This is a genomic window from Tenacibaculum aestuariivivum, assembly GCF_964507685.1.
Classification (GTDB): Bacteria; Bacteroidota; Bacteroidia; order Flavobacteriales; family Flavobacteriaceae; genus Polaribacter; species Polaribacter aestuariivivum.
This window is the reverse complement of sequence record NZ_OZ208414.1, coordinates 12,501-27,892: the sequence shown is the minus strand read 5'-3', so window position 1 is coordinate 27,892 and position 15,392 is coordinate 12,501. Positions and strand designations below refer to the sequence as shown.

Annotated in this window: 11 protein-coding genes (1 of these 11 only partly in view); all 11 read left to right on the top strand. The window is 30.0% G+C overall.

What is annotated here, in order from left to right; translation table 11 throughout:
• Window positions 1–187 precede the first annotated feature (187 nt).
• The gene (locus ACN5J4_RS00110) at window positions 188–1,192 is read left to right on the top strand and encodes an IS30 family transposase (protein ID WP_418649941.1); all 1,005 of its coding nucleotides are present in this window, start codon (window positions 188–190) and stop codon (window positions 1,190–1,192) included.
• A gap of 69 nt (window positions 1,193–1,261) precedes the next feature.
• Window positions 1,262–2,224: a hypothetical protein gene (locus ACN5J4_RS00105; RefSeq protein ID WP_418650141.1), complete on the top strand. Its 963-nt coding sequence runs from the start codon at window positions 1,262–1,264 to the stop codon at window positions 2,222–2,224.
• A gap of 128 nt (window positions 2,225–2,352) precedes the next feature.
• The gene (locus ACN5J4_RS00100) at window positions 2,353–2,712 is read left to right on the top strand and encodes a hypothetical protein (RefSeq protein ID WP_418650140.1); all 360 of its coding nucleotides are present in this window, start codon (window positions 2,353–2,355) and stop codon (window positions 2,710–2,712) included.
• 219 nt (window positions 2,713–2,931) lie between these two features.
• Window positions 2,932–3,885 (top strand): Fic family protein, encoded by a 954-nt coding sequence (locus ACN5J4_RS00095; protein WP_394801462.1) that lies wholly within the window; start codon window positions 2,932–2,934, stop codon window positions 3,883–3,885.
• Between the two features lie 658 nt (window positions 3,886–4,543).
• Complete coding sequence (gene dgt, locus ACN5J4_RS00090; protein WP_418650139.1) at window positions 4,544–5,914, top strand: dGTP triphosphohydrolase; 1,371 nt, start codon at window positions 4,544–4,546, stop codon at window positions 5,912–5,914.
• Between the two features lie 160 nt (window positions 5,915–6,074).
• Window positions 6,075–7,106: a DUF4062 domain-containing protein gene (locus ACN5J4_RS00085; RefSeq protein ID WP_418650138.1), complete on the top strand. Its 1,032-nt coding sequence runs from the start codon at window positions 6,075–6,077 to the stop codon at window positions 7,104–7,106.
• Between the two features lie 783 nt (window positions 7,107–7,889).
• Window positions 7,890–11,000, top strand: coding sequence for a Helicase associated domain protein (locus tag ACN5J4_RS00080; RefSeq protein WP_418650137.1), 3,111 nt, complete (start codon window positions 7,890–7,892; stop codon window positions 10,998–11,000).
• Window positions 11,001–11,036: 36 nt separating this feature from the next.
• Window positions 11,037–12,041 (top strand): IS30 family transposase, encoded by a 1,005-nt coding sequence (locus tag ACN5J4_RS00075; protein ID WP_418649941.1) that lies wholly within the window; start codon window positions 11,037–11,039, stop codon window positions 12,039–12,041.
• Between the two features lie 508 nt (window positions 12,042–12,549).
• Window positions 12,550–13,170, top strand: coding sequence for a hypothetical protein (locus ACN5J4_RS00070; RefSeq protein ID WP_418650136.1), 621 nt, complete (start codon window positions 12,550–12,552; stop codon window positions 13,168–13,170).
• Window positions 13,171–14,525: 1,355 nt separating this feature from the next.
• Window positions 14,526–14,960 carry a helix-turn-helix domain-containing protein gene (locus ACN5J4_RS00065; protein WP_418650135.1) on the top strand — a complete coding sequence of 145 codons (435 nt, stop codon included), beginning with the start codon at window positions 14,526–14,528 and terminating at the stop codon, window positions 14,958–14,960.
• 232 nt (window positions 14,961–15,192) lie between these two features.
• On the top strand, window positions 15,193–15,392 hold the 5' portion of the coding sequence (locus ACN5J4_RS00060; protein ID WP_418650134.1) for a DDE-type integrase/transposase/recombinase. It continues 130 nt past the right edge of the window; the window shows 200 of its 330 coding nt (coding positions 1–200); its start codon is at window positions 15,193–15,195; its stop codon lies off the right edge, out of view.

Sequence of the window (15,392 nt, the reverse complement as noted above, 5' to 3'; positions counted from 1 at the left end):
TAATTTATTGCTGGCTTTTTACTTACTTACGAAAGTCCTCGTGGACTTTCTTGGTCAGTAATTATTTACTAAATTAGTTTTTTAAAACACGCAACAAACCATATACAAAAACGTTAGCACCAATTTAGAAAAAAATCGCTCCATTCAATAACTTAACGCAACAAATCTAAAATTATAGATTTGTAAAATGGAAATAAAAAAGCATAGACGTTTAACTCTAAAAGAAAGAGTGATTATTCAGACTCTTTTAAACGAAAAAAAGTCTAAATCTTATATTGCTAAAACATTAAAAAGAGCACATTCAACAATCTTTAGAGAAGTATCTAAATGGGTACGAAATAAAGAAGATAAATACGATGCTGAATTAGCACATTGGAACGCTAAAGATGATTATGCGAACAAAAGAAACCTTGATAAAATAAGCACCTATTCCCTACTCAAATTTTTTGTTTATAAAGGGCTTTTATCAAACTGGACTCCGGAACAAATTTCAGGAAGACTCAAAGAGGTATATCCAAACAACCCAATAATGTCTATTTCACATGAAGCTATCTATAGACACATTTACACCAGACCACAAGCTAGTTTAAATAAAAAATTAATCAAACTTCTAGTTCGTAAAAAAACAAGGCGGAGACCTCATAAAAAAAGACGTGGTGGTGGTTCTAAAATAAGCAATCAAGTCAGTATTGACAATAGACCTAAGCATATTGAACTTAGAGATGAAGTTGGACATTGGGAAGGAGACTTAATCATTGGAAAAGACCATAAAAGTGCTATCGGAACAATTGTTGAACGCAAAACAAGGTTCACTTTAATCATCAAACTAAAATCGAAAAAAGCGATGGAAGTTGCCAATCAGTTTAGTAAAATATTAAATAAATTAAATCCTATTTATAAAAAATCAATGACATATGACAACGGTATTGAAATGGCAAGACATCAAAAAATAACGCAAAAAACAGGTATGAAAATTTACTTTGCACATCCATATTCTTCATGGGAAAGAGGCACCAACGAAAACACAAATGGACTCATTAGAAGGTATCTACCTAAAGGTACTAATTTTAATGAAATTAGCGAAAATCAACTCCAAATTATTCAACAAAAATTAAACAATAGACCTCGGAAAATTATAGCGTACAAAACCCCTAAAGAAATGATGGATATTGAAATAAAAAACATAGCTTAGTAGCATCAAAAATTAACAACGCTTTGTTGCGTTAGAACATTGAATCCAAGATTGAACTAAGAAGAAAATATGAACGATGAAATAATAAAATTCCACCTTTATTCATTAAGATTTACACCATACTCACATCTGACAGACGAATACAATAGTGATAAAATTCTTAACCAAGTTATTACATACTTAACACAAGAACTTCTTAATGGGAGAGGTCATTTGATTGATAGACATAGAAATAGAACAAATGAAAATCCGAGAGAATTATTTTTAATAAGTGCAGTATTCAAACCTGTACAAAGACGTATAATGTGTTCAATGGCTTTATTACGTTCTGGAAGAACACCTAAAATCAAACCGATTGATGAGTTTAGACTTCTACCTATTGCAACAATTGGAGATATTGCAGAGGAAACTCATTTTTATATTGATTACAGTAGAAATTACGCAGTAATTTGTATTGAGTACAATCATAATGGACCACGAATGAAAGATGTTGAATATTATTTAAGAAATGTAGCTCGGGATGTTTTAAAATTATCCAAAATCACAAATGTTAATTTGTATATGAGTAATACAATTGACAAAACACTAGCTAGTTTAAAAAATGTCTTGAATATGGATATAAAAATTCAACCAAGAAAAATGGCTAAAATGGATACTGATTTAGTTGGAAAATATTTTACAGAAATAAACTCTTTTGGACAAAAATTAAAACCTAAATTCATTAAAATAGAGGCAATGTATCAAACGCCTGGTAAAAACGTTACAAGCTCTGAGTTTAACAAAGAAGCAACATCTATGGTAAAAGATTTAATAGGAAAATTTAAATCAAGACCGTTTAACATTGATTGCTTTGATAACTTTGTTGTTAAATATGAAGACAAAGAAGGAGAAGAACATTTTTTTAACTTGTTAAAAGGGAAAGCAGAAATAATTAAAGAAGTAGATATGTCAACATTAACAAATAGAAGGAAATGGTATCAATTAATTGAAACGGATTTTGATGAATTTATGATAAATTTCGGAATAGAATGATATTAGACAAATACTTTAAGAACCCCATATTGTGGGACTATTTAATCGCACTTTTTATAGTTGGTATACTTTTTTATTTAAATTGGAATAATTATATATGCTTACCGAAAAGCGAACGTTCACTTTCAATGACATCAGATTTATCAAATATAGGGTTAACTTGTACAGGATTCATATTAACCTTATTAACTGTGCTTATAACATTCAAAAGTAGTTCTAAAGTTTCAAAAGAAAATTACTCAAATGAAAACTCACTATTTGAAATGTTTTTTGCATCAGACTTATATTTTATGACAGTTAAAATATTAAAAAACTGCATTAAATCATTGATTTTTATTTCTGTTTTTGGTTACAGTTTAAAGCTAGGATTGAAACAAGAATATTTAAAATTTACATTTTTCTACAATGTTTTAGGATTAACAGTTTTAGCTTTAACACTTTGGAGATGCTTAATGATATTGACTAAAATATTAAAAATGCAGGAATAACAACTACCTACAACACCGTATAAACTTTATTGCTGGTTTTAGCTCACTTAGGAAATTCCTCTGGAATTTCGCCGTTCGTGTTTTATTTAGTAAATTCATTACTTAAACAACGCAACAAAGCTTATACAACAACGTTGTGCCCAATAAAAAAACTCGTTTCATAAGATAATTCAGATTAAATGATTGTATCTTTGATAGTATCAAATGATAGTATCAAAAATGAAACCACCTTACGAAATAACATCTTCTATTTTAAAATTAATAACTTCTATTTCTGAGAAAATAGGAGAAGTAAATGCTAATTTATTAAATAAACCTTCTCCTAAATTAAGAAAACAGAATAGAATTAAAACTATTCATTCTTCTTTAAAAATAGAAGGGAACACACTAACAGAAGAACAAATAACTGCACTTCTTGAAAACAAAAGAGTTATTGGGCCTAAAAAAGATGTTCTTGAAGTTTTAAATGCAATTAAAATTTACGAAAATTTAGAAGAATATAATCCTTTTAATGAAAAATCCTTTTTAAAAGCACATTTAAACTTAATGGAAGGTTTAATTGAAAAATCTGGAAAATATAGAAATCAAAGTGTGGGAATTGTAAAAGGATCAAAAGTCGAACATTTAGCACCACCTTTTGGAAATGTGCCATACTTAATGAAAGACCTTTTTGAATATTTGAAAAAATCTGATGAAATTGAATTAATTAAAAGTTGTGTTTTCCATTACGAAATGGAATTTATACATCCATTTTTAGATGGAAATGGTAGAATGGGAAGATTATGGCAAACTTTAATTCTAATGGAAAAATATCCAATTTTTGAATTTTTACCTTTTGAAACTTTAATCAGTAAAGACCAAGAAAAGTATTACAAAGCTTTAGCAGAAAGTGATAAATCTGGAAAATCGACTAAATTTATTGAATATATGCTAAACGTGATTGACATTTCAATAAGTGAATTATTAGATTTTAATAATCGAACATTAAATGAAAAAGAGAGATTAGAATATTATATTTCATTAAATAAAACTGAATTTACAAGAAAAAATTATATGGATATTTTTAAAGACATTTCTTCAGCAACAGCAAGTAGAGATTTAAAGAAAGGAGCTGAATTAGATTTATTTGAAAAAATAGGAGAAAAAAACAAAACAATCTATCGTTTAAAATAACTGGGCACAACACCGTATATAATTTATTACTAGTACTCGCCTACTTACGAAAATCCTTGGCGGATTTTCTATTCCGTTTTTATTTACTATTTTAGGTGCTTCAAAAACGCAACAAATCATATACCAAACGTTAACCTGCATTAAGCCAAATTACACGCAATATTGGCAAAAAAGCGGTTTAAAAAAGTAGGATTCTGATAAATATTACGCAACCAGAAATGGAATTATAACGCAGCAGATTCTGACAAATATTATGGGAAAAATATGTTTGTAATTCTGAAGTGGAAACGGCAGAATTTTAGCCTGTTTATCCAATAGAAATGGAATCGTAAAGCAGCAGATTTTGAAAAATATTACGGAAAAATATGTTTGTAATTCTGAAGTGGAAACGGCAGAATTTTAGCCTGTTTGTGAAATTAGGAATGAAAATTTAGACAAGTTAAACGCCGAATAAAAACGCTGAAAAATGTGAGATTTTATATCGGTATTTTAATAAAAAAAACGCAGGTTAACAAAATATATAATTTATTGCTAGTACGAACCTACTTACGAAAATCCTTAGGGGATTTTCTATTCCGTTTTTATTTACTTAATTTAGTGCTTCAAAAACGCAACAAACCATATATAAAACGTTATGCCGCATTTAAAAAAAACTCATATGAATTGGACAAATTGCTTCAGTAATAAAAGATTTGGTGTTGATATTGAAACACGAGGTCCAAGGACTGAATACGAAAGAGATTATGACAGATTAATATTCTCTTCTGCATTTCGCAGACTTCAAAACAAAACGCAGGTTTTTCCTCTTCCGAGACACGTATTTGTGCATAACCGACTGACTCATTCTTTGGAAGTTGCAAGTGTTGGAAAATCATTAGGAAAAATAGTTGGAACTGAACTTTATCAAATACCTGAAATAAACGAAAATGACGATGCTAGAAAATTCTATCGTAATCATCTGAAAAATGTTATTGCAGCTGCCTGTTTAGCACACGATATGGGAAATCCAGCATTTGGACATTCTGGAGAAGATGCAATTTCAAAATATTTTATAGACAAAGAAAATGATACAAAATTTAGAGAATTATTTTCAGACGAACAATGGAAGGATTTAACAAATTTTGAAGGTAATGCTAATGCTTTAAGGCTTTTAACAAAACAATTAAAGCATCGTTTGAAAGGAGCATATAGATTGACTTACTCGACACTTGTTAGCATTTTGAAGTATCCTTGTGAATCACTTGCTGTTGATGAAACAAAAGGAAAACACAGAAGCAAATTTGGTTTTTTTGATGATGATAGGAAAACTTTTGAACTTATCGCAAATGAAACTAATCTTATAAAGGAGCAAGATAAACCACGAGTTTATTCTAGGCATCCATTCGTATATCTTGTAGAAGCTGCTGATGACATATGCTATAATATAATTGATTTCGAAGATGCTCATCGTTTAGGTATTTTAACCACGAAAGAGGTAAAAAAACAATTTCTAAAAATCATTAAACTTAACGAAGAAGAAGATATTACGCACGTAAAAAACACTCTTAAGGAATTAGAAAATGATGCTAATGAACAAATTGCATATTTGAGAGCTAAAAGTATTAACGCATTAATATTACTGGCATCTAAAGTTTTCATAGATAAAAAAGACCTAATTATACAAGGAAAGTACAAAAACTCTTTAATTAAAGATATAGTCAAAGCTCGACCAATATTAGAAAAAATAGAAAAGATTTCTGTAGAGAAATTATACAATCATTATTCAGTTGTTAAAATTGAACTAGCTGGATTTAATATTATGTCTGGACTAATAGAGGATTTTGTCGAAGCATTATTAATTCCAAAAAAGGATAGAAAAAAGAGACATAAGAAAGTTTTGAGCTTGATTCCAGTACAATATAGATTTGAAGAAACCGAAAGTGAATATGCCAAAATAATGTGCGTTTTAGATTTTATGTCAGGAATGACAGATTTGTTTGCACTTCAATTATACAAAAACATTAAGGGAATTGAGATACCTGAAATATAAAAACGTGGCATAACACCGTATATAATTTATTGCTGGCTTCTCGCCTACTTACGAAAGTCCTCGCGGACTTTCTTGGTCGGTAATTATTTACTAAATTAGTTGCTTAAACCACGCAACAAACCATATACAAACACGTTGGCATTAATATCGAAAAAACAGAATGGAAGTAAAACATCAAGTATTTGTAAGTTCAACATATAAGGACTTATTAGACGAAAGACAAGAAGTAATGCAAGCCTTGTTGGAATTAGATTGTATTCCAGTTGGAATGGAATTATTTCCTGCTGCTGACGATGACCAATGGACTTTAATAAAAAGATTAATTGACGATTGTGATTACTATATTCTTATTATTGGTGGACGATATGGTTCAGTAAATACAGAAGGAATAAGTTATACTCAAATGGAATATGAATATGCAGTAGAAAAAGGGATTCCTGTTATTTCTTTCTTACATAAAAAACCAGATAATATTCCAGCTGGAAAATCAGAAAGTGAGAAAGCATTAAAAAAGAAACTTGAAGATTTCAAAAAAATTGCGCAGCAAAAAATGTGTAAATATTACGAAAGCCCAATGGAATTAGGTTCTGTTGTAAGTCGTAGTTTAGTGAGATTAATTAAAGATAAACCCCAACCAGGTTGGGTTAAAGCAACATACTTACCAAGCGAAGATAGTACAAAGGAAATTTTAGAATTAACTAAACAAATCGATTTATTAAAAGTTGAATTAGAAAAAACTAAAACAAAAGCACCTGAAGGTACTGAACTATTAAGTCAAGGAGATGACAAAATTGAACTAAACTTCTCTTTTACAGCACAAGGAGAAGACTGGCGAATTAAAGATGTTAATTATACATCTAAAACTGAATTAAGTTGGAATGAAATATTTGGAGAAATAAGCCCTTTAATGATTGATGAATCGACCGAAATACCTATCAGAAGTAAAATAAATCAATTGATTAGAGATAAGGAATATAGTAAACTACAAAAGAAATTTAAAGATGAGGAAAGGTTTCCCACAAGCTTCAGTTTAAATGATTCAGACTATCAAACAATAAAGATTCAGTTAAGAGCCTTGAATTTAATGACAGAAAGTATTAAAAAAAGAGGTGTTCGAGACACAAAAACCTATTGGACGTTGACACCTTTTGGAGATACAGTTATGACACGTTTGAGAGCGATAAAAAGATAAAATACTAATGCCAACACCGTGTATAATTAATGGCTGGTTCTCGCCTACTTACGAAAATCCTCGCGGATTTTCTATCTGGTTTTTATTTGCTAAATTAGGTGCTTAAACACGCCACTAATCATACACAAACACGTTATGTTTAACGGCGGAATTTCAGCCAGAAATTCCTAATTTGTATTTTAGGAGTTCTAAAAAATAAATTGCCATAATTATACGCCGAAAAGAAATACTCAAAAGCTAAAAATGAAAATATCTTCTCCTCCATTTTAAGAGAAAATTGCACCGTTAAAAATTATTTAAGACTAGTTAGAAATAGAATGAAAAATTAAAGATTCAATTAAAGCGGGGAAAAAATCTGTGAAAAGAAAAGATTTTAGCACAACGGCGGAAATCTTAAAATTGAATAAAACGGAAAAATTAAAGAATCATTTAAAAATAAAATTTGAGCTGGAAAAAATCTGTGGAAAGAAACGATTTTAGCACAACAGCGGGAATTTAAAGCGGAAACGAGAAATAGGGAGTTTGAGCATTGAAAGCGGGAAAAATATTGAGCTTTGAAGCGGGAAAAAAGAGCGGAATAAAATTTCAAGTAGAAAGATTATTTAGAACTCAAAACCGATAAACATAACACCGTATATAATTTATTGCTGGTTCTTGACAAACTTACGAAAATCCTTGGCGGATTTTCTATTCCGTTTTTATTTACTAAATTTAGTGCTTCAAAAACGCAACAAATCATATACAAAATCGTTGTACCCAATACGAGAAAAACGAGAAAACTGATTGACTCAAGAAGAACAAATACTACTCAAAATTTTAAATGACGTCCAAACCTGGGACGACATAAAGCCGAAATTTGACGAATGGGTTAAAAAAGATAAAAAACTTGGAGGTACTTTATTTGAGGTTTTTTGCAAATACTATTTTCTTACTGAACCAGCATATAAGGACGAATACAAAAACGTTTGGCTTTTTGATGAAATTCCATATGGAATAAAAGCAAAACTTGGTTTTTCAGATATCGAATATGGAATAGACTTAATCCTTGAAAATGAAGATGAATTATTTGTTGGTGTTCAGAGTAAATACAGAACATTGGAGAATAGAAAAATATATTGGTCTAAAGATAAACTTGCAAACCTTGTTGCCTACGGCAACAAATGTGATAGATTAATTGTTTTTTCTAATGTTCAAGAAATTGATAACCAAACTGACAAAGAAATTAATCAAAAAGTACTACTTGAACAATTAGATGCAATTGAACCAAGTACTTTTAGAGATATTGAATCACTTTTAAATGGACTTAAACCTAACAATTTTAAAAAATTCAAACCATTATCACATCAAGAAATAGCTATTGACAAAGTAAAAAAACACTTTGAAGAGAATGATAGAGGACAACTTATTTTACCATGTGGTGCTGGTAAATCTTTAACTTCTCTTTGGATTAAAGAACAATTAAACCCTGAAAACACAATCGTCTTAGTTCCTTCACTTGCTCTTCTTAGACAAATGAAAAATGAGTGGGCAAAACACAAAAGAACTAAATACAAATACATATGTGTTTGTTCTGAAAAAGATATTGATAGAGATGCACAACTTACAGAGTTTTCGCTATCTGAAATTGGAGGAAATGTCAGTTTGAAACCAAAAGATATTAGTAACTTTTTAAATAATCAAAAAGGCAAGTCCAAAATAGTATTTAGTACATATCAGTCACTTCCTGAAGTAGAAAAGGCAATAAATCTTACAAAAGGTTTCAAATTTGACCTTGCAATTTGTGATGAGGCACATAAGACAGCAGGCAATAAACAAAAAGTATTCGGTATAATTCACGAAAATTTCAGGATAAATGTAGATAAGAGACTTTATATGACTGCTACACCTAGAGTAGCGTCACAACAATTAAAGAATTTACTTGGAGATAAGATTAAGTTCTTATATGATATGAGTAACGAAAGAGTTTATGGAAAAGAAGCTCATAGAATGTCTTTTGCAGAAGCGATACCAGAAATTTTATGTGATTATAAAATAATTGGAATTGGTGTAAGTGATATTGAAGTTAAAAAGTTTTTAGACCAAAGAAACTTTGTAACTAATGATGAAACCATTGATGAATATGCTCATAATTATGCTTTAAAAATAGCAATGGAAAAGTATAAAGCATTTCATGCTTTATCATTCCATCATACAGTAAAAGGTTCAAAATCATTTTCAGAAAGGCATTCATCATTGTTTGGCGAATCTATTTTTTCAAAATATGTAAGCGGTAAACACAGTTCTGGTATTAGACAAGCTATCCTAAAAGAGTTTTCAAAAAGAGATATTGGTATAGTTGCTAATGCAAGGTGTTTAACAGAAGGTGTAGATGTGCCTACTATTGATTTAATATATTTCTGTGACCCAAAAAACTCAAAAGTAAGTATAGTACAAGCTGCTGGTAGAGCTTTAAGAAAAGACAGAACTGGTAAAAAAACTTTGGGATATATAGTAGTTCCAATTTTTCACAGGCAAGAAGAACAAGTTGAAAGAGCTATTGACCAAAGTGTATTTAAAAATGTAATTCAAGTAATACGTTCATTATGCGACCATGATGAAAGATTACAAGCTGAAATAAATGAAATCGCTTTTAAAAAAGGAAAGAAAAATAAAAATACAAAAATAGAATTTTCATTTTCGAACGATGAAACTGAACGCATTATTAAGTTAGTTGGATTTAAAGAAAAACTAAAGACTTCTTTATTCAACCAAATAATAGAAAAAACTAATGATAGTTGGGATTTAAGATATAGAGAATTAAAAGAATATTATGATGAAAATGGGGATTCAGATGTTCCAGCACGTTATGTAAATAAAACATTAGGTACATGGTGTGTTAGACAACGAGTAGATTATAAGGCAGGTAGATTAAGTATAAGTGAAATAACTAAATTAGAAGAACTCGATTTCAATTTTCAACCTAGAGGTAATAATGTAAAATACTTAATTGATAAAGTAGCCGAGTTTAAAACAAAATACGGTCATACCAATATTCCAATTAATTCAAAAGATTTTCCTAAACTAGGTAAACTCGTTAACAGATATCGTGGTGTTTACAAAAAGGGAATCAAACAATCAGATGGGTCGATAGTTCATAAAGGATTAGGAAAATTAAAGCCCAAAGAAATCAGTAAACTAGATAGTCTAGGATTTATTTGGCAGGCAAGAAGAAGAGATTGGGGAGAGTTTTTTTTAGAAGCAAAAAATTACCTGATTGAAAATGGTCATTTAAATGTTAAACAACCTGAAAATGGACCTTTATATCGTTGGTTATACAACATTCGTAAAAAACCAGAAAAGCTAACTAAAGAACAAAAGAAAAAACTTGATAGCCTTAATATTGATTTAGATGAAGTTTTATCTAAGAGCAAAAACGTTACATGGGATGAAAGATATATCGAACTAAAAGAGTTTAAAGCCAAATATGGACATCTTGATGTTCCTAGACATCTTAATAAATATAGGCTACTTTATAACTGGTTAAAGTTTCAAATAAATGCCGTAAACAACAACAAGCTTAGTCAAGAAAAAATCAATGAATTAGTATCTATCGGATTAATTGAAATCAAAGAAGACGCACGGACTACTGGTCAACAAAAATTGAATTTTGAAAAGGAAGAAATAAAGACCAATCAAAAGTCTTATACTAAACGTAAAAGTTGGAATGAATACTATCTTGAGTTAATTGATTACAAAATACAATTTGGTAACACACAAGTATCAAGATATGATGAAAAATATGGAAGTTTAGGTTATTGGGTTTACAAGCAAAGATTAGAGTTTGGTAAAAATAAATTAGACAAAAATTGTATTGCTAAACTAGAGCAAATTGATTTTGATTGCTCCATTCAATAACTTAACGCAACAAATCTAAAATTATAGATTTGTAAAATGGAAATAAAAAAGCATAGACGTTTAACTCTAAAAGAAAGAGTGATTATTCAGACTCTTTTAAACGAAAAAAAGTCTAAATCTTATATTGCTAAAACATTAAAAAGAGCACATTCAACAATCTTTAGAGAAGTATCTAAATGGGTACGAAATAAAGAAGATAAATACGATGCTGAATTAGCACATTGGAACGCTAAAGATGATTATGCGAACAAAAGAAACCTTGATAAAATAAGCACCTATTCCCTACTCAAATTTTTTGTTTATAAAGGGCTTTTATCAAACTGGACTCCGGAACAAATTTCAGGAAGACTCAAAGAGGTATATCCAAACAACCCAATAATGTCTATTTCACATGAAGCTATCTATAGACACATTTACACCAGACCACAAGCTAGTTTAAATAAAAAATTAATCAAACTTCTAGTTCGTAAAAAAACAAGGCGGAGACCTCATAAAAAAAGACGTGGTGGTGGTTCTAAAATAAGCAATCAAGTCAGTATTGACAATAGACCTAAGCATATTGAACTTAGAGATGAAGTTGGACATTGGGAAGGAGACTTAATCATTGGAAAAGACCATAAAAGTGCTATCGGAACAATTGTTGAACGCAAAACAAGGTTCACTTTAATCATCAAACTAAAATCGAAAAAAGCGATGGAAGTTGCCAATCAGTTTAGTAAAATATTAAATAAATTAAATCCTATTTATAAAAAATCAATGACATATGACAACGGTATTGAAATGGCAAGACATCAAAAAATAACGCAAAAAACAGGTATGAAAATTTACTTTGCACATCCATATTCTTCATGGGAAAGAGGCACCAACGAAAACACAAATGGACTCATTAGAAGGTATCTACCTAAAGGTACTAATTTTAATGAAATTAGCGAAAATCAACTCCAAATTATTCAACAAAAATTAAACAATAGACCTCGGAAAATTATAGCGTACAAAACCCCTAAAGAAATGATGGATATTGAAATAAAAAACATAGCTTAGTAGCATCAAAAATTAACAACGCTTTGTTGCGTTAGAACATTGAATCCAAGACTCAGACGCAATTAATTCAGAATTGAAAAATAGCTGAATATTACAGAGTAAAATACTGAATATATTACGCTGGAATCTCACTCAAATGCGGAATTAAAATCACAACGGATTTTTGAGCAACTTTGCGGACTTTTCACTCAAACGGAATTTATAAACGTTATGGAAATAGGAGCTAAACGCTGAAATTACTCTTGCGGAATTTAGCAAGCTTGCGGAATTGAAAAGCTTTGCGGATTTGCTTACTCAAACCCTGAATTAAAAAAACAAAAAAAATGAGTTACAAGCCGAAAAAAACTACTGTGGGCAACAATGTGTATAAAAAATTGTTTAGTTTAGTGCTTTAACACAAGCTAGTGTGTATTTGCGTTTGTCAATTTTTCCTGCGGAAAAGTTGCCGCTCACAAATACACAACTTTTCATAACACAAAAACGTTACCAAACAGTTGAAAACCGAACAATGAAACAACTTCTGTCTTTAATATTAATATTTTCGATTCTATCAAGTTGCGACCGAAAAAAAACGGACAAAACCCAGTCTGAATTTAACCCAAAAACGGAATTAAAAGCAGAAACGAAATCTGAACTAAAAAAAGAATTAGAAACTATCCAATCAAAAAAGAAAAAGGATACAATTAATAACTATTGGGCTTTAATTCTTGATACCATTTCAAGTAAAAAAGAATTTAAAATTTCTGACTTTAAACATACTCTTGAATTAAAAACCTATAGCTTAAACGATAGTTCAATTGTTAGGAATTTAGCTCAAGATGGAGAACAAGCGTATTTAGACCATTCTCACAAAATGGTGACTGATTTTAAACTTTTGACTGACTCAATTGTTGACAAAAAACAAATCGACAGAACTGACTTTGAAAAATCACTAATTCCTGAATTTTACGCAGAATGCAATCTTTTCTCAACAGAAATTGACAGCATTGTTGGAAATAATATTTACCTGACTTCTGACTTGGCTGTTCCAGATACGGACAATCAATGGAGAGTTTGGTATTCAATCAAAATAAATAATAACCGACTTGGAACATTGGAGATAAAAGAAACGGATTATGTCGGATTATAAAAACCGTTTGGTAACACCGTATAAAATTAATCGCTGGTTATAGCCAGTTTACGAAAGTCCTAGCGGACTTTCTATCTGTGATTTATTTGCTAACTTTAGTGCTTAAAACACGCAACTAATCTTATACAACAACGTTGTATTTAACGGCGGAATTTCAGCCAGAAATTCCTAATTAGTGATTTATCTTTTCTAGAAATTAATATTGAATAATATTGCGCTGGAAAAATTAAAAATGACTGCTACTCTATTTTTAGAAAATGAATCCAAAAAAAGAGAAAAACAGAATTGAACGCTGAAAAATGAAGCGTGAATAAATAAGCGGAAATTAATTAAGGCGGAGTTTTAAGCTCAAGCGTGAAAAAAGACAGAATTGAACGCTGAAAATGAATCGTGAATAAATAGACGGAAATTAATTAAGGTGGAATTTTAAGCTCAAACACGAAAAAATAATGAAAAATAAAATGGAACTCTAAAAATGAATCATGAATAAATTAGTGCGGAATTTTAAGCTGAAATATGAAAAGAGAGAGAAATGAAATAGAAAGTTAAGAAATGGAAAATATAGTTAGAAAATCACTACTTGCAACACCGTATATAATTTATTGCTGGTGATTTACAAACTTACGAAAATCCTTGGCGGATTTCCTATTCCGTTTTTATTTACTATTTTAGTTGCTCGAAATACGCAACAAATCATATACAAAACGTTGCAAGTAATGGCGGAATTTCAGCCAGAAATTCCTAATTAGTGATTTATCTTTTCTAGAAATTAATATTGAATAATATTGCGCTGGAAAAATTAAAAATGACTGCTACTCTATTTTTAGAAAATGAATCCAAAAAAAGAGAAAAACAGAATTGAACGCTGAAAAATGAAGCGTGAATAAATAAGCGGAAATTAATTAAGGCGGAGTTTTAAGCTCAAGCGTGAAAAAAGACAGAATTGAACGCTGAAAATGAATCGTGAATAAATAGACGGAAATTAATTAAGGTGGAATTTTAAGCTCAAACACGAAAAAATAATGAAAAATAAAATGGAACTCTAAAAATGAATCATGAATAAATTAGTGCGGAATTTTAAGCTGAAATATGAAAAGAGAGAGAAATGAAATAGAAAGTTAAGAAATGGAAAATATAGTTAGAAAATCACTACTTGCAACACCGTATATAATTTATTGCTGGTGATTTACAAACTTACGAAAATCCTTGGCGGATTTCCTATTCCGTTTTTATTTACTATTTTAGGTGCTCGAAATACGCAACAAATCATATACAAAATCGTTGTGCGTAATTTACCACTCTGAACTTTCCTGAAATAGGTTGACTAAAAATTAAGCAATTAATTACAGTCACTTATGAAAACACAAAATGAACAATGGCGAAAAAAAAGCTATCAAAAAGCAACTTTAGATACTAAACTTTTAGTCGTTGACCAAATCTTAAATGGTCAACTATCCAACAATAAAGCTTTCAAAAAATATGACGTTCCTAGAACAACTATTTCCTATTGGTTAAGAAAATACAGTACTTTAGTGCAACAAAATACTGGTATGAGTAAAAACGATGAGATTAAAAGATTAAAGGAAAAAATTGAAGAACTTGAGTTTCAAAAAGATTTCCAACAAGACATTATCGCTGATATGGAACTAATTACAGGCGTCGATATGTCAAAAAAGTCATTATCCAAAACGTTATCAAAAGAGATAGAGCAAAAGAAAAAACAGCGTATAAAAGAAAATGGCTCTATGGATGTTTTGCGATATCTAAACAAGCTTTCTACAAAAGGATAAGAACTCAACAGAAAAAAGAAATAGATCATAAAAAAATGATTAAAATAGTCAAGGACTACCGCAAAAAAGTAGGTTCTAAAATGGGGGTATTAAACTACATACAGAACTAAAGCAAGACTTTGTAAACGCTAATATTAAGATAGGCAGAGACAAGTTCTATCGCTTCCTCAGACTAAATAATCTTTTGATTCCCAAAACTAAAAATTACATCACAACGACAAACTCAAACCATATGTACAAAAAATATAAGAACCTAGTAAAAGACCACCTTCCTACTCGACCAGAACAACTATGGGTAAGCGATATCACTTACATTAAAACACAATACGGTCATAATTATTTAGCCATTGTTACAGATGCTTATTCTAAACAAATTATGGGCTACAAACTAGATAACCACATGAGAACATCACTTTGCACCGATGCACTCGC